General features: G+C 59.9%; 18 protein-coding genes. 10 read left to right on the forward strand and 8 right to left on the reverse strand.

Translation table 11 applies throughout. The annotated features are described in order from the left end of the window. Positions 1–2: 2 nt before the first annotated feature. Both ctaA and ACP15L_RS01565 read right to left on the reverse strand, forming a co-directional pair. Entirely contained in the window at positions 3–1148 is a 1146-nt protein-coding gene (gene ctaA / locus ACP15L_RS01560; protein WP_425082873.1) for a heme A synthase, read from the reverse strand. 62 nt (positions 1149–1210) lie between these two features. Beyond that, positions 1211–1954 carry an RNA methyltransferase gene (locus ACP15L_RS01565; RefSeq protein WP_170373836.1) on the reverse strand — a complete coding sequence of 248 codons (744 nt, stop codon included), beginning with the start codon at positions 1952–1954 and terminating at the stop codon, positions 1211–1213. 161 nt (positions 1955–2115) lie between these two features. On the opposite strand from ACP15L_RS01565, the gene ACP15L_RS01570 reads away from it, so the two are divergent. Beyond that, positions 2116–2739 (forward strand): thiamine phosphate synthase, encoded by a 624-nt coding sequence (locus ACP15L_RS01570; protein WP_425082874.1) that lies wholly within the window; start codon positions 2116–2118, stop codon positions 2737–2739. Here the strand turns inward: ACP15L_RS01570 and ACP15L_RS01575 are convergent. Beyond that, a complete protein-coding gene (locus tag ACP15L_RS01575; RefSeq protein ID WP_425082875.1) occupies positions 2732–3844 on the reverse strand; it encodes a HupE/UreJ family protein in 1113 nt (370 codons plus the stop codon). The two genes, ACP15L_RS01570 and ACP15L_RS01575, sit on opposite strands and share 8 nt — an antisense overlap. 165 nt (positions 3845–4009) lie before the next feature. Here ACP15L_RS01575 and ACP15L_RS01580 point away from each other — a divergent pair, with 165 nt between their 5' ends. From ACP15L_RS01580 to ACP15L_RS01590, 3 genes are all read left to right on the forward strand, one after another. Further along, positions 4010–4903: a PfkB family carbohydrate kinase gene (locus ACP15L_RS01580; RefSeq protein WP_425082876.1), complete on the forward strand. Its 894-nt coding sequence runs from the start codon at positions 4010–4012 to the stop codon at positions 4901–4903. Beyond that, positions 4900–5811 (forward strand): pseudouridine-5'-phosphate glycosidase, encoded by a 912-nt coding sequence (locus tag ACP15L_RS01585; protein ID WP_170458499.1) that lies wholly within the window; start codon positions 4900–4902, stop codon positions 5809–5811. The genes ACP15L_RS01580 and ACP15L_RS01585 overlap by 4 nt, the downstream gene beginning before the upstream one ends. 64 nt (positions 5812–5875) lie before the next feature. Next, positions 5876–6553 carry a DUF502 domain-containing protein gene (locus ACP15L_RS01590; RefSeq protein WP_170373840.1) on the forward strand — a complete coding sequence of 226 codons (678 nt, stop codon included), beginning with the start codon at positions 5876–5878 and terminating at the stop codon, positions 6551–6553. Here the strand turns inward: ACP15L_RS01590 and ACP15L_RS01595 are convergent, their stop codons facing one another. Further along, the gene (locus ACP15L_RS01595) at positions 6554–7579 is read right to left on the reverse strand and encodes a patatin-like phospholipase family protein (RefSeq protein WP_425082877.1); all 1026 of its coding nucleotides are present in this window, start codon (positions 7577–7579) and stop codon (positions 6554–6556) included. Positions 7580–7643: 64 nt separating this feature from the next. Next, the gene (locus ACP15L_RS01600) at positions 7644–8417 is read right to left on the reverse strand and encodes a 3-hydroxybutyrate dehydrogenase (RefSeq protein WP_425082878.1); all 774 of its coding nucleotides are present in this window, start codon (positions 8415–8417) and stop codon (positions 7644–7646) included. 286 nt (positions 8418–8703) lie between these two features. Here ACP15L_RS01600 and ACP15L_RS01605 point away from each other — a divergent pair, with 286 nt between their 5' ends. Continuing rightward, positions 8704–10518 carry an extracellular solute-binding protein gene (locus tag ACP15L_RS01605; RefSeq protein ID WP_425082879.1) on the forward strand — a complete coding sequence of 605 codons (1815 nt, stop codon included), beginning with the start codon at positions 8704–8706 and terminating at the stop codon, positions 10516–10518. Between the two features lie 296 nt (positions 10519–10814). Further along, a complete protein-coding gene (locus ACP15L_RS01610; protein WP_170373844.1) occupies positions 10815–11036 on the forward strand; it encodes a hypothetical protein in 222 nt (73 codons plus the stop codon). Positions 11037–11038: 2 nt separating this feature from the next. Here the strand turns inward: ACP15L_RS01610 and ACP15L_RS01615 are convergent, their stop codons facing one another. Next, positions 11039–11662 (reverse strand): helix-turn-helix domain-containing protein, encoded by a 624-nt coding sequence (locus tag ACP15L_RS01615; protein ID WP_170373845.1) that lies wholly within the window; start codon positions 11660–11662, stop codon positions 11039–11041. Between the two features lie 65 nt (positions 11663–11727). On the opposite strand from ACP15L_RS01615, the gene ACP15L_RS01620 reads away from it, so the two are divergent. From ACP15L_RS01620 to ACP15L_RS01635, 4 genes are all read left to right on the forward strand, one after another. Then, a complete protein-coding gene (locus tag ACP15L_RS01620; RefSeq protein ID WP_425082880.1) occupies positions 11728–13242 on the forward strand; it encodes a class I adenylate-forming enzyme family protein in 1515 nt (504 codons plus the stop codon). After that, positions 13242–13898: a DsbA family oxidoreductase gene (locus ACP15L_RS01625; protein ID WP_170638599.1), complete on the forward strand. Its 657-nt coding sequence runs from the start codon at positions 13242–13244 to the stop codon at positions 13896–13898. Before ACP15L_RS01620 ends, ACP15L_RS01625 begins: the two co-directional genes overlap by 1 nt. Positions 13899–13976: 78 nt before the next feature. Beyond that, positions 13977–15185 carry a multidrug effflux MFS transporter gene (locus ACP15L_RS01630; protein ID WP_425082881.1) on the forward strand — a complete coding sequence of 403 codons (1209 nt, stop codon included), beginning with the start codon at positions 13977–13979 and terminating at the stop codon, positions 15183–15185. Positions 15186–15246: 61 nt separating this feature from the next. After that, positions 15247–16905: a hypothetical protein gene (locus ACP15L_RS01635; RefSeq protein ID WP_425082882.1), complete on the forward strand. Its 1659-nt coding sequence runs from the start codon at positions 15247–15249 to the stop codon at positions 16903–16905. A gap of 145 nt (positions 16906–17050) precedes the next feature. On the opposite strand, the gene mfd is transcribed toward ACP15L_RS01635, so the two are convergent. Then, positions 17051–20500, reverse strand: coding sequence for a transcription-repair coupling factor (gene mfd / locus ACP15L_RS01640; protein WP_425082883.1), 3450 nt, complete (start codon positions 20498–20500; stop codon positions 17051–17053). Positions 20501–20520: 20 nt separating this feature from the next. Beyond that, the gene (locus tag ACP15L_RS01645; RefSeq protein WP_425083202.1) at positions 20521–21045 is read right to left on the reverse strand and encodes a component of SufBCD complex; all 525 of its coding nucleotides are present in this window, start codon (positions 21043–21045) and stop codon (positions 20521–20523) included. Positions 21046–21120: the final 75 nt, after the last annotated feature.

Consider the following 21120-nt stretch of genomic DNA (forward strand, 5'->3'; position numbering starts at 1 on the left):
GGTCACGCTCCACGGATTGAGGTTGCAATGGGATAGCCGCTCAGGAAGCGCGCGCGTAGGATCAGGGTCCAGACCACGACGGCCATGAACTGGTGGAAAATGGCGATCTGCCAAGGGGCTGCGTAGACGACCGTGACGATCCCGACCACCACCTGTAAAGACAGGGCTGCAAAGGCTGCATTGAAGGCAAAACGGGTTTGTGGATGGGCGCTGCCCTGCCCCCGACGCCAGACGATGATGGCGAAGATGAACAGCAGATAGCCCGCGCAACGGTGGATGAACTGCACCAGACCGGGGCTTTCGAAGAAGTTGCGCCATAGCGGTTCCAGCATGGTCGCATCTGGCGGCAACAGCTGCCCACCGATCATAGGCCAGTCTGTGTAAGACCGCCCAGCGTCAATCCCGGCGACCAGCGCACCGATGAGGATCTGCACAAAGGTGAAATGCAGCAAACCGGTCGAGAGCGAGAACAGTTTCGCCTCTTTCGCGCGGCGGGCCTGCATGAGGTCGCGCTCGTCCCGGCCAAGTTCAAAGATATACCACGCGAGGAACCCAAGGATCACAAAGGCCAAGCCCAGATGCGTCGCCAGACGATAGCTTGCAACGGCCGTCATGCCTTCGCCCTGCGTCACACCCGAGGCAACCATCCACCAGCCGACCGCACCCTGAACGCCGCCCAAGGCACCGGGGATCAGCAGTTTGCCGGTCCAACCCGTGGGGATTTTGCGCGCGATCAGGAAGCCAAAGAAACCAAGCGCCCAAACCAAGCCGATCACGCGGCCCAATTGGCGGTGGCCCCATTCCCACCAGTAGATGAACTTGAAATCGTTCAGCTCCATCCACTGGTTCTGGATGCGCCACTGGTCGATTTCCTTGTACTTGTCGAATTCGGATTGCCAGTCGGCCTCGGTCATCGGCGGGATGGCCCCAGTGATCGGACGCCATTCGGTAATTGACAACCCACTATCGGTCAGCCGGGTTAGGCCCCCAACGGCGATCATCACAACGACCAGAGCGAACAGGATCATCAGCCACGCCCGGATCGCCTTGCGTGCCCCGCCCCGGCCCTTGTCGATCATACCGGGTTGAACGGCCTGTTGTTTTTCGGTGTCTGAGACTTCTTCGAAGATGCTGCGCTTGGCGCTCATGCTGTCCTCATATGTCCTGGATTTCGTCGCAAGCTAGGGCCAGTGAGGGGCAAGGTCCAGCCTTACCCTTTGTCTTTCCAACGGACCATCTGACGCATGACTCCGTGCAGCATCTGCACATCCGCCCGCGTCATCCGCATCCGCGACCACAGGTTGCGCAGATTGGTTTTCATACCCTCGGCCTTTTCTGGCGGGTAGAAGAAACCAGCCTCTTCCAGCCGATCTTCATAGTGTTCGACCAGCTTCTCGACCTCGATGCCGGTCGCCCAGTCGCCCTTGCCCAGATCGGTAGCCTCATGCACCACATCACCGGTCTGACGCATCCACTCATAGGCGGTCAGCAGCACGCATTGTCCAAGGTTGAGCGAGGCATATTCCGGGTTCACAGGCACGGAGATGATGGCATTGGCCTTGGCGATATCCTCATTTTCAAGCCCCGCACGTTCGGGGCCAAACAGAACGGCGACCTTTTCACCTGCGGCGACCTTTTCAGCCGCGATCTGCATGGCGCGTTCCGGGCTGTAGACCGGCTTGGTCAACCCGCGTTGCCGTGCGGTGGTCGCAAACACAAAGGTGGTGTCAGACAGCGACCCCGCCAGATCGTCAAACAATTGCGCCTCATCCAGAAGTCGACCGGCACCGCTGGACATCGCCACCGCCTTAGGGTTCGGCCACCCGTCCCGAGGAGCCACGATCCGCATCCGGTCCAGCCCGAAATTCCACATTGCCCGCGCGGCGGCACCGATGTTTTCGCCCATTTGCGGGCGCACGAGCACAAAGGAAGGCTGAGAGGTGTCACTAGGCATGGCTGTCTCCGTAAGTTCCGCCTGCTCTAATCACCCAGCCCCATCAGGGCAACCCGATCCTCTTCTTCTGTTTCCAAATACCCGCTCGGCAGGCATAAAAGTTTGCTTCCCCCGCTCAATCCGCTAAACCGCGCCAAAGAATGAAAGCGAAGGACGCACTAATGGACACCCCCGAGCAGCCGCAGATCTATCTGATCACACCGCCGACCATCACGCTCAGCACCTTCCCTGACCAATTAGCGCGGGTTCTGGACGGGACCGGGATTGCTTGCATCCGGCTGGCCTTGGCTGGGAATGACGAGGACACGATTGCCCGCGCCGCAGATGCCTGCCGCGAGGTTGCCCATGCGCGCGACGTGGCCATCGTGATCTCCAACCACGTTCTGCTGGCGCAACGGCTGGGGTTGGACGGTGTGCATCTGGACGATGCGGCGCGCTCGGTTCGGGCTGCGCGCAAAGAGCTTGGTGCAGATGCGATTGTCGGCAGTTTTTGTGGGGCCTCCAGCCATGACGGCATGACGGCTGGCGAAGCCGGCGTCGACTATGTCGCCTTCGGTCCAGTAGGCACATCCTCGCTTGGTGACGGGACGCTGGCCGAGAAAGACCTGTTCCAATGGTGGTCAGAAATGATCGAGGTCCCGGTCGTGGCCGAGGGCGGCCTGACCCCAGACCTGATCCGCACCCTGTCCCCGCATACGGATTTCTTCGGCATCGGCAACGAAATCTGGTCGGCCGAGGACCCGGCGGCCGCTCTGGAGGAGTTGTTGTCCCATATGGCTAGCTGAGTATCAGGGGCTCGGCCAACCAATAAACGGCAATTCCCGCAATCAGGATCGAGGCCAGAACGGATATCCGGCCTCGCATCCTCTCAGACGCCCCGGCAATCAGCGCCGAGATCACAAAACTTACGGCAGCTATGGCGTAGAGCGCTACCAGTACTCCGCCCGCATAGCCGAATATCGCGGGCGGCAAATGATCCGGTGGCACCCCAATTCTCGCCAGCGAGGTGCTGAGCGTGATCCCACACAACAATCCGGCACCAAAAACAGCGAGCAAGCGGAAAACGGTCAGACGCCTGAGAACCAAATTCCACAGCGCCAAAACGAGGGTTGCAGCCGCAAGCGCCTGAGAGGCCACCGCAGAGGGCAACGCAACCGCGCCATAGACCGAAAGCGCCAGACCGAAGATCAGTCCTAGGGACACAAACAACATCTGCGCCAACAGCGGACGCAGGCTGAGAGTCAAAAAGACCAGCGATAGCACAATGGCGATCTCGTGATAGCCATGCGGCAGGATGCGAGACAGACCCTTGGGCAGAAACACCTGCAGCACCTGTTGCGGGCTGAGCGCGGCACCGCCTTGCAACGGGATCAGAGGGCTGACCTCTCCGGCGACCAAATAGCCCGTGTAGGGTGCGTCGACACGCTGTTGTTTCACGACGGCAGGCCCGTGCCCCTCGGGCCATGTCAGGCGCAAACTCGACGCGCCTTCCGGCAGCGGCGCGGCCAGCAACAGCTTTGACAAACGCGGAGTATCAGTATCGCCGACAATGGGAATGCGCACGCCCTCATAGGACAGGCGGGCCGGGCCTGGGAGTTCGACCCGCAGCGTCTCGGCCCAGTCTTTGACAAACGACCGAACTTCAGGCTCCAGCTCTGAGGAGACCCGTCGGCGCAACTCTCTGTACCGCGCGTCATCGGCAAAATCCTGGCGGGTTTCGGGGTCGATCCCGGCCAAGAACATCTCGGCATTCAGCGTGACCTCAAGGAACAGAGTGTCTGTCTTCGTCCAGAACTCGACAATAGTCGGAGGGGTCTGAGCCTTCGCGGGCCACGCCGAAAGCACCAGAAAGACAGGCAAAATCAGGAGGAAACGGAAAATACCGCTCATCTGCGACGCTCATCAATAAAATCATCAATCATATAGGCCGAGTGTCCCGCCGAACGCATCGGATCGCAAGTCGAAACGACCGCGGGCGAGATCACAGAGGCCTTATCTCTGTTACCGCTGACGTTCTGGCTTGCACGGCCCTCAGCGCTGCGGCATGACAGCACCATGACTCAGAACAATGAAATCCTGTGTATCGGCTCGGTCCTGTGGGACGTGATCGGACGCTCGGCCAGTGCCATGCGGCAAGGATCGGACGTGCCGGGGCGGATCACCCGCCTGCCCGGCGGCGTCGCCATGAACATCGCCATGACGCTGGTGCGGTTTGGCATGACCCCTACCCTACTGACCGCCATTGGCCGCGACCCGGAGGGTGACGAGCTGGTCCACGCTTGCGCCCGGCTCGGCATGGTCACCGACCATATCTACCGCTCGCAAGACCTGCCGACCGATCGCTACATGGCGGTCGAAGGGGCCAACGGCCTGATCGCGGCCATCGCTGACGCCCACTCGCTTGAGGCTTCGGGGGCGAAAATCCTGCGTCCGTTGATGCACGGGCCGCTGGGCTATGAGAACACGCCGTTTGACGGACCCATTGCGCTGGACGGCAACCTGACGCTGGACTTGCTGGAAGAAATCGCCCAAAGCCCCGCCTTTGCCAAGGCGGACCTGCGGGTTGCACCGGCCTCACCCGGCAAGGCCGAGCGCCTGTTGCCTTTCCTCAAACACGCCCGCGCGACACTCTATGTGAACCTCGAGGAAGCTGGCTTGCTGTGCCAGCGCGAGTTTACCGATTCCGAATCCGCCGCCAAAGGCCTGCTGGACCGAGGCGCTCTGCGCGTTCTCGTCACCGATGGTGGCAATTCGGCCACCGTGGGCTCGGCCAAGGGCGTTCTGACCCAGACACCTCCGTCTGTGCTTGTGACCCGCGTGACCGGCGCTGGCGACACATTCATGGCCGCCCATATCGCTTCAGAATCAGACGGCGCCGACGCGCAAACTGCTTTGACCCGCGCGCTCCACGCCGCTGCAACTTACGTTTCAGGAGAAACTCCGCTGTGATCCCTATCCACTACTCTGCCGAGGTCCGCGCAGCCAAAGACGCAGGCCACCCCATAGTGGCGCTGGAAAGCACCATCATTACCCACGGCATGCCCTACCCTCAGAACGTTGAGGTCGCCGCGCAGGTGGAACAGGACATCCGCGATGCCGGAGCTGTGCCAGCCACCATGGCTGTGATCGAAGGCGTGCTGCATGTGGGCCTTGAACCCGACCAGCTGCAGGCGCTGGGCCAGGCTCAGGGTGTTGCGAAAATCTCGCGCGCGGATATGGCGGCGTGCATCTCGACCGGCGGGACCGGAGCCACAACAGTGGCCGCAACAATGATCGCCGCGCAATATGCGGGGATCGAGGTGTTTGCGACCGGCGGGATCGGAGGCGTCCACCAGGGGGCCGAGACCACGTTTGATATCTCAGCCGACCTGCATGAGCTGGGCCAAACCCCGGTGACAGTCGTGGCCGCTGGTGCCAAGGCGATCCTCGATCTAGCTAAAACGCTTGAGGTTCTTGAAACGCTGGGCGTTCCGGTCATCGCCTATGGTCAGGATGCCTTTCCCGCCTTCTGGTCCGCACAATCCCCATATGCCGCACCGCTGCGCATGGACAGTGCCGAGGCCATCGCAAAAGCTCATGCGACGCGCCGCGCGCTGGGCCTACCGGGCGGTCAGCTGGTCGCGAACCCGATCCCGGCCGCAGACCAGATCCCAGCCGAGGAGCTGGCCCCGATCATCGCCGCTGCCCAGGCGGATGCAGATGCTCATCGGATCACCGGAAAGGCCGTCACGCCCTATCTGCTGCAACGGATCTTTGAAAAGACCGAGGGCCGTTCACTCACCGCGAACATCGCCTTGGTGCGCAACAACGCACGATTGGCGGCGAATATTGCTAAGGCACTGGTAAACGGCGCGTAAACCTGCCCTATTGCACGGGCGCATCGGACTGCTTAGGTAGTTTCGCAAACCAATCGGACCTGTAATGAACACACCGTTTGACGAAGAGCCCCATCGCCGCCCCGGCTTGTTCTCGCGCCTGCGCGGTTCTTTTCTGACGGGTATCGTTGTCATTGCGCCTGTTTGGCTGACAATCTGGCTGATCTGGTCCGTCGTGGGCTGGATCGACAGCGCCGTTCTGCCGCTGGTGCCACAGCAGTTCCGCCCCGAAGAATATGTGGGCATCAACCTGCGCGGCGTCGGGGTCATCATCTTCCTGGTGTTCACAATTCTGGTCGGCTGGGTCGCCAAAGGCATCTTGGGCCGGTCCTTCATCTCATTCACCGAGAGCCTCGTCGATCGGATGCCGATCGTCCGTTCGATCTATTCCGGGATCAAACAGATCTCGGAGACGGTGTTCGCGCAGACCGAGCGCTCATTCGAGAAAGCCTGCCTCGTGCAGTATCCGCGGCGTGGCATCTGGGCCATCGGGTTCGTATCGACCACAGCAAGGGGTGAGGTTAGCAATCGCGCCGAAACAGGTGGCAACCTCCTGAGCATCTTCATCCCGACAACGCCCAACCCAACCTCCGGCTTTCTGCTGTTCTTCCCGGAAGAGGATGTGATCCTCCTGGACATGTCGATTGAAGAGGCCGCGAAACTCGTAATCTCGGCCGGTCTGGTCTATCCTAACGAAAAAGACCCGACACAGCCGCCCGAGTAATCAGCCGAACATCGCGGGCAGATCGACGGTACTGTGCTGTCCAAGATCATCCTTGTGGCGCGCCAAAAACCCATCTGCCGCATCGCGACCCGCGTGCTTCAACTTGTGCAGGATCACCGGATTGGGCACCGTTTTGGTCGCCACGGACAGGCTGTTCATCAGCTCATTATCTGCAATCATGTGGACTAACACACGGCTCATCTCACCCGCTTTCAACTTGCCTTCTTCCAGCAGCCGCTGAACGAAATTGATCGCCCGCAGCTCGCGAAATAGGGATGAGTTAAAGCTGATTTCATTAATCCGGTTCTGGATTTGCTGCGGCGTAACCGGCAACTCGTCCCGTTCCAGAGGGTTGATATTCACGATCACCACATCATCCGGCAAGTCGTCCTCGAACAACGGGTACAGCGCCGGGTTGCCAGTGTAGCCGCCATCCCAATAGGCCTCCTTCATGTCGGTTTCGGGGTCGTAAATCTCAACCGCTTTGAACAGCGTGGGCAAACAGGCCGAAGCCAAAATCGCATTTGTCGAGATCTCATCGCCCGTAAACACACGGATCTTGCCGCTGCGCACGCAAGTCGCGCAAACAAACAGACGTGGCCCCTGATCAGCGCAAACCTCATCAAAGTTGAACCGATCCACCACGGATTCCAGCGGGTTCGAATAGAACGGACCATAGGCATAGGGGGACACCATCCGGGACCACGCATCTCCAATGGAGTAAGGCAGCGAATACTCCATCGCCTGCGCGATGCTCGCAGGCTCCAGCCCCCGGAACCAGTTGGCAATTCGCATATCGCCAAGCGCCCCCATGCGTTTCCACAATCCGTCCAGCCGCGCCCGCGCGCCCTCGCGCCCATTTGCAACCATGCCCGACTTGAACGCAGCCCCGTTCAATGCCCCGGCTGAGGTTCCAGTGATCGCCGCAACCTCAATATCCTCTTCATCGAGGAGGCGGTCGAGGACACCCCAAGTGAACGCCCCATGCGCCCCACCACCCTGCAATGCCAGATTGATCCATTTCATGGTTCCGCCTCTTCATCTGGCCAAAAATATCCCGGGGGTATGGGGGCAGAGCCCCCATGAAAGTTCACAAAGCCGTCCAGCCACCATCGACCGAGATCGTCGTTCCGGTAATCTGCGCCGCCGCGTCCGAGCATAGGAACACCGTCGTCCCACCCAATTGCTCAACCGTTGCAAACTCTTTCGACGGCTGCCGTTCCAGCATAACGTTCTTGATCACGTCCTCACGGCTCATGTTGTATTCTTTCATCGTGTCGGGAATCTGAGCCTCGACCAGCGGCGTCAGCACATAGCCCGGACAGACCGCGTTGCAGGTGATCGGCTCCTGCGCGGTTTCCAAAGCGATGGATTTCGTCATCCCCACAACCCCATGCTTGGCCGCCACATAGGCCGTCTTATAGGGCGACGCGGTCAGCCCATGGGCCGAGGCAATATTCACGATCCGCCCCCAGCCCGCCGCACGCATCAGGGGCAATGCCGCCGCCGTGGTGTGAAAGGCCGAGTTCATGTTGATCGCGATGATTGCATCCCACTTGTCCACCGGGAACTGATCGATGGGCGAGACGTGCTGAATACCCGCGTTGTTCACGAGAATGTCACAAGTACCGGCCTGTTCGATCAGCGCCCGGCATTCCGCACCCTTCGACATATCCGCTTTGATGTAGCGTGCATTGGTGCCTGTCTCGGCTGCAATCTCAGCCGCCAGCGCATGATCTTCGTCCCGATCCGTGAACGAATTCAGAACCACATCCGCCCCGGCTCTTGCCAGCTCGCGCGCGACACCCAGCCCGATCCCTGAATTCGATCCTGTGACGATTGCCGTTTTTCCCGAAAGGCTCATGACCGCTCTCCCTCAAAAGTCCACTGAGCGCACAGTGCCATGCTGCACCTGCAAAGAAAACGGGGAACTGCGTCGCGCCCGGTTGTAAAACTGCCAAAAAAAAACGCCCGCACGAAGCGGGCGTTAAGTTATTGAGGCAGGTTTCATACAGGCAAGAAACCTATCGAGCAGTGAGACCTTTATAAGCAATTCTGCGCTTTCGTCCAAGCTAAAAGTTTGAAAACAAGAAAAATCATCGCTACGATGAATCCCAACAAAATAAGGCCAGAGCAGGATTGTTTCCAAAATGAGCCCGTATTTTTCACACCCGCTTCGTGGTTTGGCAGCGGGAATCGCCCTGCTTTTTGCGTCCTCTTTGGCACAAGCAGAATCGACTCATGGCATAGCTATGTATGGCGACCCGGCCTTACCACCGGATTTTGTGTCTCTACCCTATGCGAACCCAGAGGCGCCCAAAGGCGGCAAAGTCGTTTTCGGAAACACCGGCGGCTTTAACAGTTTGAACCCGTTTGTGCAAAAAGGCACCACTCCGTGGCAGTTAAGATTTTGGACCCACGAGAGCCTGATGGGCCGCTCTTGGGACGAACCTTTCACTCTTTACGGGCTGTTAGCCGAATCGGTTGAGACTGCGCCAGACCGGTCATGGGTGGAATTTACACTCCGGGACGAGGCTCGATTCTCCGATGGCACCCCGGTCACAGTTGACGATGTGATCTGGTCTTTCCAAACCCTCGGGACCGAAGGGCATCTGCGCTATCGCGGTCTCTGGTCCAAGATCGACAGTATCGATCAGACCGGCCCGCGCTCGGTCCGGATCAACTTTAACGAGGCCGACCGCGAACTTGCATTGATCGTGGGGCTGCGCCCGATCCTTCAGAAAGCCCAATGGGAGGGGAAGGATTTTGCCGACGCGCAGTTGCACGACGTTCCTGTCGGAAGCGGACCCTATGTGGTCGAAGATTACGAGGCAGGGCGCTATGTGAACCTGCGCAGAAATCCAGACTATTGGGGCGCTGATGTTCCGTTTCGCCGTGGCACGATGAATTTCGATGACATCCGGATCGAATTCTACGGCGATGCCACCGTTCTGTTCGAAGCCTTCAAAGCCGGAGAGCTTTCCGCCGTGCGTGAGTTCAACGCCGACAAATGGGACACGCAGTACAGCTTCCCCGCCGTTCAACGTGGCGATGTGATCAAGACCGAGATCCCGCATGGTAAGCCCTCGGGCATGACCGGGCTGGTGATGAACACCCGCAAAGCTCCGTTCGACGACTGGCGCGTGCGTGAAGCCCTGATGCTGGCCTTCAACTTCGAATTCATCAACGACACGATCACCGGCGGTGCACAGTCGCGGATCTCATCCTATTTCTCGGGCTCTGATCTGGCGATGCAACCGGGACCCGCGACGGGGCGCGTTGCGGACCTGTTGGCGCCCTATAGCGCAGACCTGATCCCCGGAACGCTTGAAGGCTACGCCCCACCCGAGGGCGACGGCTCGGCCCGCAATCGCGCGAACCTGCGTAAGGCGGCAAAACTGTTGGCCGAGGCTGGCTGGACCATTCAGGACGGCGTGCTGCGCAATGCAGCGGGTGAGCCGTTTCAGATCACCGTTCTGCTGCAACAAGGCGATGGTGAGATGCAGACAGCGGTCGAGATCTACACCCGTGCGTTGGAACGTCTGGGCATTCAAGTCACGACTGAGCGTGTCGACAATGCGCAATATACCGGGCGGGTATCTGAGCTAGATTTCGATATGACTCCGTTCCGCCGTGCCCTGTCACTGTCGCCGGGTAATGAACAGCGCCTTTATTGGGGCAGCGAGTCCACCGATGCGCCGGGCACGCGCAACCTGATGGGTGTCGCCTCACCGGCTGTTGACGGGATGATCGACGCCATGCTCGCTTCGGAAAGCCGTGAGGATTTCGTGGCCGCCACCCGCGCCCTCGACCGCGTTCTGACGGCGGGCCGATACGTGATCCCGATCTGGAGCTTCGACGTCGGTCGTATCGCCCATGTCAGTGCACTGAAATACCCCGAGACCCTGCCGATCTACGGCGATGGCCCGCAATACATGCCCGAGGTCTGGTGGTACGCCGATTAGAACCACGCGCATAGGGTGTAACGCACCGGACCTGACACCTTATGCACGTGGAGATCGGCAAAAACTGGCACATTCCGCGATGAACAAAATCATGAGCTCATAGCGCAAAGCGCCCCTATATATGGGCATTTCACCGGATTTTGCGCCAAACCTGCCGCGTAAACCTGACTCTGATCGGCATAATTCTGATCAGGCCAGGGGTGCGACATCTTGTCATGTCTTCCGCTGCGTCAACTCGTCCGTACGCTGTTCATAGGGGAGAGCCGTCCTGAAACCCGAAGAAGGAAAGCTCGCAGATGCTGAACTGGACCGATCTGACACAAGACTGGAACGCGTGCTACGCCCGCGCGAAACGCCGTTTTCCCAACCTGAGGGACAAGGACATGCCGCGTGTCGGCAAGGATCGCAAACAGTTCGAAGCCTATCTGGCCGAACGCCATCACCTGACCGTCAATGAAGCCCACGAAGAGGTCGAAGATTTTTTGTTCACGGAATCACTGAACCGCGAATTGAACTGATCCTAGGCCAGTGACGTCACCCAGAGGATGGTCGCATCCTCATCGCTGACCGAAATCACATTGTGCCCCATGCTGCCGTCGTAATAGGCGCTGTCGCCCCGGCGCATCTCAACGGGTTCGTAAAACTCGGTATACAACCGCACGACTCCGGTCAGGACGTACATGAACTCCTCCCCGTCATGGCGCACCCAACCTTCGAACTCATCCATCGAGCGGGCGCGGACGCGGGCGCGATAGGGGAGCATCTGCTTTTTCGTCAGGGTTTCAGCCAGCAACTCATGCTCATAGGTGGCAGTGGCATGTGCAGCCCCCTCGCCGGACCGGGTCACGGCCATACGACCAATCACCTGCTCACGCTGCGGCGGGGTAAAGAGCTGAGGCACCGAGATCTCCAACCCGATGGCCAGCTTTTTCAGCGCATCGTAGGTGGGTGACATCTGACCATTTTCGATCTTGCTGAGCGTCGAACGCGCCAGACCGGCCTGCGAGGCTGCCTGCTCCAGCGTCCAGTTGCGCGCCTTGCGCAACTCGCGCACGCGGGCGCCCAGGTCCAAAGGCTCGGGTTCCGTGTGTTCGCCTGCGTCGCGGGCAATGCGGATCAGGGATTTGGGATCTTGGGTACTCATGCCATCGTCTATAGGGTGCACAAGCCGCGCTTGCAACGCGCCATGGGCCGGGTTAGCCAGTTGCCATGCTTTCAATCTTCGATCAGGGGCCACCGACGCCCTGCCCGACCCCGTTCAATCTGGCTGCTCATGTGCTGGGCAAGGCGGATGCGTTGGCCGATAAAACCGCCCTGTCAGTACTGCGTCAAAACGGATCCGAAGACTGGAGCTATCGCGCATTGAAAGCCGCCGTTCTGGGAACGGGTCAGGGCCTGTTGCAGGCCGGACTTCACCCCGGAGACATCGTGCTGATGCGGCTCGGAAACACCGTCGAGTTTCCCATCGCCTACCTTGGGGCCATCGCTGTCGGTATCGTTCCTGTTCCGACTTCATCGCAACTGACCGAGCCGGAAACCGCGCGGATCATTGCGGAGCTTTCGCCCGCCGCCATCTTGCGCGCCCCCTCGGTGGCCTGTGCCGAGCATCCCAATCAGATCCATCTGGATGACCTGATCGCCATGCATGACCTGCCGCCCGCGGCGTTCGATATGGGCGACCCCGAGCGTCTGGCCTATGTGGTCTATACCTCGGGCACCTCGGGCAAGCCCCGCGCAGTCGCCCATGCTCATCGTGCGATCTGGGCTCGTCAGATGATGGTCGATGGCTGGTACGGTCTGACTGAGAAGGACCGCCTGTGCCACGCGGGTGCGTTCAACTGGACCTATACGCTGGGCACCGGGCTTATGGATCCCTGGACGATCGGAGCCTCGGCCCTGATCCCTGAACCCGGCACCGATATGTCTCAATTACCGCAAATGCTGCGCCAGAACCGCGCGACGATCTTTGCAGCGGCACCGGGTGTTTTCCGCAAGATGCTGTCCGGTACGGATCGGATCGAGCTGCCCGATTTGCGCCACGGCCTATGCGCCGGGGAAAAGCTGTCTCGGTCGCTGCATACCCAGTGGGGAACGGCCACCGGAACAGAACTATACGAAGCGTTCGGCATGTCCGAGTGTTCGACCTTCATTTCATCTAGCCCAACTCATCCGGCGCGCGGGGATGCCCTCGGACAGCCGCAACCGGGCCGCCGAGTCGCGATCCTCGGGCCGGAGGGGGCTGTGCCGCAAGGGACCGAGGGGACCATCGCCATTCACCGCTCTGACCCCGGCCTTATGCTGACCTATCTGAACGCCCCCGACGAGGCCGCCTCCCGACTGCAAGGCGAATGGTTCCTGACCGGCGATCAGGGCGCCATGGCCGTTGATGGGCAGATCACCTATCTGGGGCGCGACGATGACATGATGAACGCAGGCGGCTACCGCGTCTCGCCGGTTGAGGTCGAATCCGTCCTGTCCCGCTATCCCGGCATCACTCAGGTCGGGGCCGCTGCCGTCGAGGTCAAACAGGACACATTTGTGATAGCGGCCTTCTACTCCGGCCCCGATAGACTGGACGAAGACGCTCTGCACACCTATGTCCAAGCCAATCTGGCGCGTTACAAACAGCCGCGCGCCTTCGTTCACCTTCCCGAGTTGCCAACCGGAGGCAACGGCAAACTCCTGCGCCGCGCGTTGCCGGCCTACTTCAAGGCGTCCACCTGATGACCCAGACCGTCAAACTTGATATCCTGTCCGATCCGATCTGCCCATGGTGCTACATCGGCAAAACCCATCTGGACAAAGCCTTGGCAAAACTGCCGGACCATCCGTTTGTGATCGAGTGGCACCCATTCCAGCTGAACCCCGACATGCCCGATGCCGGCATGGATCGGCGCGAGTATCTGGAACGTAAATTCGGCGGCAAGGACGGTGCGGTACGCGCCTATGCGCCCGTGGTCGAACATGCCGAGAATGCGGGCCTCAAGATCGACTTTGAGGGGATGAAGCGCACGCCGAACACGCTGGACGCACATCGCCTGATCCACTGGGCCGGGATCGAGGGCAAGCAGAACGCCGTTGTCGATGCACTATTCGACGCTTACTTCGTTCAAGCACGTGATATCGGCGACCCGGAGGTCCTGTCCGACATCGCCGATAGCGCTGGTATGGACGCGGCAGTGGTAATGAAATTGCTGAAATCCGACGCCGACCGCGAGGATATCCGCAACCGCGACACCCACTCACGCGAGATGGGCGTCAGCTCGGTCCCGACCTTTATTGTTGCCAACCAACATGCCGTTCCGGGCGCGCAACCCCCTGAAATGTGGGAGAAAGTGATCGGAGAAATCATGTCTCAACTTGAGGCCTCCTCTGCATAGAAGCACAGAGGTCTGTGCGAAATTCCGGTCTGGCGCAACCTGATCTGCCGTGATAGCGCAATCAGGTAAGGAGTCCCCATGACCAACCGCATGTCTCGTGGAGAGTTCATTGCGCTGATCGCAATGATGTTCTCGACCATCGCTTTTTCAATCGACTCGATGCTGCCCGCCCTGCCCGAGATCGGCGCGCAGCTCAGCCCTGATGACGTCAATCGCGCGCAGCTGATACTGACATCTTTCGTGCTTGGGATGGGGATTGGTACGTTCTTTACCGGCCCTCTGTCGGATGCGTTCGGCCGCAAACCGGTCATCTATGGCGGTGTTGCGCTCTATATCGCGGCCTCGGCCGTGGCCTGGGCCAGTTCCTCGCTCGAGCTGGTTTTGGCCGCCCGTGTGGCGCAGGGGCTGGGCGCTGCGGGTCCTCGCGTTGTGGCCATGGCGGTCATCCGCGATTTGTACTCGGGCCGGATTATGGCGCGCATCATTTCGATCGCGATGCTGCTGTTCACGCTTGTACCTGCCGTGGCGCCCATGTTGGGGGCCGGAGTGATCGCCCTGTTCGGCTGGCGCGGTATCTTTATGTCTTTCATTCTGTTCGCCCTGATCGTCTGCGTCTGGATGGGCACCCGCCTGCCCGAGTCGCTGGCAGTCGAGAACCGTCGCCCCTTCCGCCTGCCGCTGATGGTCGCCGCAACGAAAGAGATGTTCGCCCATCCAACTGTTCGCCTTTCGATCATGGTGCAAACCCTGTGCATGGGGATTTTGTTCACCATGCTGACCATGGTTCAGCCCGTATACGACGTGATCCACGACCGAGCTGAGAGCTTTCCGTTCTGGTTCGGGTTCGTTGCACTGATGTCCGGATCGGCCAGCGTATTGAATGCGGCGCTCGTGGTGCGCGTCGGCATGCGCCGCATGGTGACTTGGGCGCTGGGGGCGCAGATTGGCATCACGGCGCTGGTCATCGTGACCAATTCCTTCCCGCTGTCGCCCGACGCCTCGTTCGGCCTGTTTGTGGCCTGGCAAACCACCGTGTTCTTCATGGCGGGTGTCACAATGGGCAACCTGAACGCCATCGCGATGGAGCCGATGGGGCATATCGCCGGAATGGCGGCCTCGGTCATCGGCTCGGTCTCGACAGTGCTCGCCGCGGCCATTGCCGCCCCGGTTGGGCTACTGTTCGACGGCTCAATCATGCCTTTGACCACCGGCATTCTGACCATGTGTACCCTGGCCTTTGGCCTAATGATCCACATGGGGCGCATCGAAAACAGACTGCTCGCCTGAGGATTTTCAGCCCGGATCAAACACGCTACGCTGTCCCGACCAACATGGCGGAGGGTCAGCTATGAGTAAATATTACGATCTGGGCACCTATTCCTGCCCTGTTTCAACAGCATCCGCTGAAGCTCAGCTCTGGTTCGACCGAGGGCTGGTTTGGACCTATGGCTACAACCATGATGAGGCCGTCGCCTGCTTTGAGAAAGCAGTCGAACATGACCCAAACTGTGCCATGGCGCATTGGGGCGTCGCCTACGCGGCTGGCCCGAACTACAACCTGCCGTGGGATTTGCAAGATGACCGGGGACGGCAAAAAGCCCTGACCAAAGCCTTTGATGCCACGCAAAAGGCGCTGAGCCTAACCGATAGCTGTACCGAGGTTGAAAAGGCTCTGATCCACGCCCTGCCGTCCCGGTATCCGCAGCGCGACACGACCGAGGGCATGCATGAGTGGGACTATGATTTTGCCGACGCGATGCGCGCGGCCTTCGAGGCTCAGCCAGATCATCTGGACCTGCGTACAATCTGTGTTGAGGCGCTGCTCAACCTGACGCCGTGGCAAATGTGGGACCTGTCAACTGGTCAACCCGCCGACGGGGCCGCCACGCTTGAGGCGCAAGAGGCGCTGGAATGGGCCATGCAGAACGACCCCGACGCCATGTCTCACCCCGGCCTTCTGCACCTTTATGTCCACCTGATGGAGATGTCCCCAACCCCCGAAAAGGCCCTCAAAGCGGGCGATATCCTACGCACTCTGGTCCCCGATGCGGGCCACCTTGTTCATATGCCGACGCACATAGATATCCTCTGCGGCCACTATCATAACGTGGTGCATTGGAACCAGAAAGCCTCGGAAGCGGACCTGAAATACTATGAGCGTGAAGGAGCGTTCAACATCTACACAGGCTACCGCCAGCACGACTATCATTTCACAATCTATGGCGCGATGTTTCTGGGCCAGATCGAACCAGCCCTGCGGGCCAACCAAGGTATCTGGGACACGACCCCCGAAGAGATGTTGCGCATCGAGAGCCCGCCCATGGCGGATTTCTTCGAAAGTTACATGTCCATGGGGCCTCACATTTTGATCCGCTTTGGGCGATGGGAGGAGGCAAAAGCGCTGGTGCTACCCGACGACCCCGACCTGTACCGCACGCTGACGGCAACCACCCACTACGCCCGCGCGCTTGCTTTCGCCGCGACCAGCGATGTGCCCCGCGCCGAGGCCGAAGAGCAGCTGTTCCTCAACGCCAAAGCCCGTGTGCCCGAGGCTCGACGATTGCACAACAACCGCGTCATCGACCTGCTGGAGATCGCAACCGAAATGCTGCGCGGTGAGATCGAATACCGAAAGGAAAACTTCGATCTCGCCTTCGCCCACCTGCGCCGATCTGTCGAATTGGACGACACGTTGCCCTACGACGAGCCTTGGGGATGGATGCAACCCACCCGCCACGCCTTGGGCGCACTACTGTTCGAACAGGGCCATTTGACCGAGGCGGAAGCCGTGTACCGAGAAGATCTGGGCCTTGGCGGAACCCTCAGCCGCGCCTCGATCCATCCGGACAATATCTGGAGTTTGAAGGGCCTGCATGATTGCTTGAAAGCACGCGGCGATACAATTGAATTACCTCAGATCAAACAGAGGCTGGATTTGGCCCTGGCAAGGGCTGACCGCGCGGTCGCTGCATCCTGTTTCTGCGCCCAGTCCGCCATGCAGGCCTGAACCGCGCTGCGCGCGATGCCTCCGGCGGAGGTATTTTTAGCCAGATGAAGTCCGGATCGCCTGCTTCATCTGGCCGGAAATACCTCGGGGGAGTCGCGGCCTGCCGCGGCGGGGGCAGCGCCCCCATCCCCGCTATCCGCTTGTTTTAGCCTTTTTTTCTTTCAGCCACGACTTTCTCAGCAAGGTCACGGGCAATCGCAAAAGCGCCTTTGATCTTGTCGCTGTCTTTCTTCCAGTCGCGGCGCACAACGATTTTGTTGTCTTTGACCTTAGCCATGCCGCGCTGGTTCTGGATGAATTCGACCAAACCCTGGGGCGAGGCGAATTTGTCATTGTGAAACTGAATCGTGGCCCCCTTCGGTCCGCCATCCAGTTTCGCAATACCCGCACGCTTGCACATGGCTTTGATGCGGACGACCAGCATCAGGGTGTTCACCTCTTTCGGCAAGGCGCCGAACCGGTCGATCAGTTCCGCGGCAAAGCCCTCCAGTTCAACCTTGGTCGAGAGCGATGACAAACGGCGATAAAGGCCTAGACGGACATCAAGGTCGGGCACATAATCCTCGGGGATCAGAACCGGAACGCCCAGATTGATCTGAGGCGCCCATTGGTCATCGGCGTCCGAGAGCCCCTCCATCTCACCGGCTTTGATCTTGGCAATCGCCTCTTCCAGCATCGACTGGTAGAGTTCATAGCCCACATCGCGCATCTGGCCGGATTGTTCTTCGCCCAACAGATTTCCGGCCCCGCGAATATCGAGGTCCTGACTGGCCAGCGTGAACCCGGCCCCCAGCGTATCGAGCGACCCCAGAACGCGCAGGCGCTTTTCGGCGGTGGCGGTCAGCTTCTGGCGCGGCTTGGTTGTGAGGTAGGCATAGGCGCGGGTTTTTGAGCGCCCGACCCGACCTCGGATCTGATAGAGCTGCGCGAGGCCGAACATATCGGCCCGATGCACAACCATGGTGTTGGCCGTTGGGATATCCAACCCACTTTCCACAATGGTCGTCGCCAGAAGCACGTCATATTTACCATCGTAGAACGCGTTCATGCGGTCGTCGAGTTCACCTGCCGCCATCTGCCCATGAGCGACGACGTATGTCAGTTCTGGCAATTGCTCCTTCAGGAACTCTTCGATCTCAGGCAGATCCGAGATGCGCGGCACAACGTAGAAGCTTTGCCCACCGCGATAGTGTTCGCGCAGCAATGCCTCGCGGATCGTCACAGCGTCGAACTCGCTGACGTAGGTGCGGATCGCCAGTCGGTCGATGGGTGGTGTGCCAATGATTGACAGGTCGCGCACTCCGGTAAGTGACAGTTGCAGCGTCCGAGGGATGGGCGTTGCGGTCAGTGTCAGAACGTGGATATCCGAGCGCAGTTGTTTCAGGCGCTCTTTGTGGCCAACGCCGAAATGCTGTTCCTCGTCGATGATCAGCAGGCCGAGATTGTTGAAACGGACACCTTTCGCCAGCAGAGCATGGGTGCCGATCACAATATCGACTGTCCCGCGCGCCAGCCCGTCTCGAGTCTGTTGCGCCTCTTTCGCCGAAACAAAACGCGATAGCTGCCGGACCTCCAGAGGGAAGCCTCGGAAGCGTTCCTTGAACGAGGCTGCGTGTTGACGAGCAAGCAGAGTGGTCGGCGCAACGACGGCTACCTGCACGCCTGACATGGCGGCGACAAAGGCCGCGCGCATGGCGACTTCGGTCTTGCCAAAGCCCACATCGCCGCAGATCAGACGATCCATCGGCGCGCCGGAATGCATGTCCTCCATCACCTCGGAGATTGCGCGCAGCTGGTCGTCGGTTTCCTCATAGGGGAAATGCGCGCTGAACTCCTCCCACGCGTGGGGCGGTGGGTCCATCACGGGAGCTTTGCGCAGGGCGCGTTCGGCCGCGATGCGGATCAGCTTGTCCGCCATCTCGCGGATGCGCTCTTTCAGCTTGGCCTTTTTCGCCTGCCACGCGCCGCCGCCCAGACGGTCCAGCAGCCCTTCGTCGTGGCCGTATTTGGACAGCAGCTCGATATTCTCGACCGGCAGGTACAGCTTGGCTGCTTCGGCATATTCCAGCAGCAGGCATTCATGTGCCGCACCGGCGGCTGTGACGACCTCCATCCCCATGTAGCGACCGATGCCGTGGTCAACATGAACGACCAGATCGCCGGGGCTTAGGGATTGGGTCTCGGTCAGGAAGTTCTCGGCCTTGCGGCGTTTCTTGGGCTGACGGATCAGGCGGTCGCCCAGAACGTCTTGTTCCGCAATCACGGTCAGGTCAGCCGTCTCGAACCCATTCTCCAAGGCCCAGACCGCCAGATGGAGGCCCCTTTTACCGACACGCGTACCATCGGTGACCGGGATCGCCTCGGCCAGACCTTCATCCTCGATCAAGCCGGTCAGACGTTCTCGCGCGCCTTCGGAATATGACGCGATCAGCACCGGTCCTTTGTCCAGCTTGCCTTTGATGTGGTCCGCTAAAGCGCCAAACAGGCTGATGCTTTCCTGCTGACGCTCAGGCGCAAAGTTCCGCCCGATCCGCCCGCCCGCGTCGATCACGCCGGGTCCGCTGGCCTGTGGCAGAGGGCTGAACTGTAGCACTCGCCTATCGCCCACGGCCTGATCCCACGCCGCGTCATCGAGATAGAGCAAACCGGGCGGTGTCGGCTTATAAACCGTATCCATGCGTGAGCGGTTTTCCAGCGCCAGCCGCCGTGTCTCATACTGATCAGCAATCGTATCCCACCGCGCCAAACGCGCGGGTGAGACCTGATCATCCAGAGAAATCGTCGCCTCCGGCAGATAGTCGAACAGGGTTTCCAGCTTTTCGTGGAAAAAGGGCAGCCAATGTTCGATGCCCTGATGCTTGCGGCCCGCACTGACGGCCTCATAGAGCGGGTCATCCGTACCCGCCGCACCGAATTCGATGCGATAATTCTGACGGAATCGGGTGACCGCGGCCTCGTCCAGAATGACCTCGGAGACGGGGGCAAGCTCGACCACGTCAAGCTTTTCGGTGGTACGTTGCGAGACCGGATCAAAGCGGCGCGCGCCGTCCAGAACGTCTCCGAACAGGTCTAGTCGGACGGGGCCGGATTCGCCCGGAGGGAAGATGTCGATGATCCCGCCCCGGATCGCGTAGTCTCCGGGCTCCATCACGGTAGGGCTTTGGGTGAACCCCATCCGCACCAGGAACTTGCGCAGGGCGTCTTCGTCCACGCGTTGGTTGACGCGAGCGGTAAAGGCGGCCTCGCGCAGAATCTCGCGCGCGGGGACGCGTTGGGTCACGGCATTCAGTGTGGTCAGCAGCACGAAACGCTCGGGCATCTGGTGAACCAGCGCGGCCAGCGTCGCTACCCGTGCAGCGGCAATATCCGCGTTGGGCGAGACTCGGTCATAAGGCAAACAATCCCAACTGGGGAAAACGAAAACCGGCATATCGGGGGCAAAGAACGCAAGTGCTGCCCGTATCCCCTCCAACCGCTTGTCATCGCGCGCCACATGGCAAACCGGCCCGCCCGAGCGCGCGATCTCGTTCAGGACAAGCTGTGCGTCATACCCTTCGGGGGCACCGCCGACTGTCAAGTGGTTCGGAGCCTTCATCCCTGCCCTTTCAGATTTCGCTATCCCAGAACGCCGATTGAAAGGTTCTGATACATGCCCCACATCGAAGTGACCAGTATCGAGATCATGCCGATGATCTGTGTATAGAGGCGGCATCGTGACAGCGTCTTGGTAACGCGATCCAATGTCAGATCATGCCGCCGCAAACGGCGTGCTTGGACAATGTTGATGAAGGTCACGACGACCAAGGGAAACAACAGTAGGAACACGGCCTGTGCGAATTCAACCCAATAGTAAAAGCCCAGCGTCGCCAATGCGGTAAAGACAAAACAGGCCATTGCCAACATCACTATGCCGGACGCCTCGACATAGTAGAGAATGCGGTTTGTATTGATGCGCACGATGTCCAGCAGGTCGATCTCAAGCTGGCCTCCGACGCGGCGCGCACGGACCACCATGTCGTAAGGCACCCCCATCGTCCAGTGACTGGCCGAAGACCAAGTGACCGCCAGAACAATCCAGAACCACAGATTCGAAAAGCTGCGCATGTCGATGAGTTCGAAAATCGAAGAGTACCAGTCCAAACGCAGCCCTTTATTCACAATCCTCAGGGGGTTCTGTCGCGAAAGCGCGTCCATTGATACCCTTGAGCCCTTGGC

It is taken from the genome of Ruegeria profundi (assembly GCF_049800715.1).
Taxonomy (GTDB): domain Bacteria; phylum Pseudomonadota; class Alphaproteobacteria; order Rhodobacterales; family Rhodobacteraceae; genus Ruegeria; species Ruegeria profundi_A.

Coding starts and splice junctions, on each gene's coding strand:
- ACP15L_RS01570 (WP_425082874.1), top strand. CDS start 2,116: ATGGACACCCCCGAGCAGCCGCAGATCTATCTGATCACACCGCCGACC.
- ACP15L_RS01635 (WP_425082882.1), top strand. CDS start 15,247: ATGAGTAAATATTACGATCTGGGCACCTATTCCTGCCCTGTTTCAACA.
- ACP15L_RS01605 (WP_425082879.1), top strand. CDS start 8,704: ATGAGCCCGTATTTTTCACACCCGCTTCGTGGTTTGGCAGCGGGAATC.
- mfd (WP_425082883.1), bottom strand. CDS start 20,500: ATGAAGGCTCCGAACCACTTGACAGTCGGCGGTGCCCCCGAAGGGTAT.
- ACP15L_RS01580 (WP_425082876.1), top strand. CDS start 4,010: ATGACTCAGAACAATGAAATCCTGTGTATCGGCTCGGTCCTGTGGGAC.
- ACP15L_RS01615 (WP_170373845.1), bottom strand. CDS start 11,662: ATGAGTACCCAAGATCCCAAATCCCTGATCCGCATTGCCCGCGACGCA.
- ACP15L_RS01630 (WP_425082881.1), top strand. CDS start 13,977: ATGACCAACCGCATGTCTCGTGGAGAGTTCATTGCGCTGATCGCAATG.
- ctaA (WP_425082873.1), bottom strand. CDS start 1,148: ATGAGCGCCAAGCGCAGCATCTTCGAAGAAGTCTCAGACACCGAAAAA.
- ACP15L_RS01610 (WP_170373844.1), top strand. CDS start 10,815: ATGCTGAACTGGACCGATCTGACACAAGACTGGAACGCGTGCTACGCC.
- ACP15L_RS01575 (WP_425082875.1), bottom strand. CDS start 3,844: ATGAGCGGTATTTTCCGTTTCCTCCTGATTTTGCCTGTCTTTCTGGTG.
- ACP15L_RS01590 (WP_170373840.1), top strand. CDS start 5,876: ATGAACACACCGTTTGACGAAGAGCCCCATCGCCGCCCCGGCTTGTTC.
- ACP15L_RS01565 (WP_170373836.1), bottom strand. CDS start 1,954: ATGCCTAGTGACACCTCTCAGCCTTCCTTTGTGCTCGTGCGCCCGCAA.
- ACP15L_RS01600 (WP_425082878.1), bottom strand. CDS start 8,417: ATGAGCCTTTCGGGAAAAACGGCAATCGTCACAGGATCGAATTCAGGG.
- ACP15L_RS01595 (WP_425082877.1), bottom strand. CDS start 7,579: ATGAAATGGATCAATCTGGCATTGCAGGGTGGTGGGGCGCATGGGGCG.
- ACP15L_RS01625 (WP_170638599.1), top strand. CDS start 13,242: ATGACCCAGACCGTCAAACTTGATATCCTGTCCGATCCGATCTGCCCA.
- ACP15L_RS01620 (WP_425082880.1), top strand. CDS start 11,728: ATGCTTTCAATCTTCGATCAGGGGCCACCGACGCCCTGCCCGACCCCG.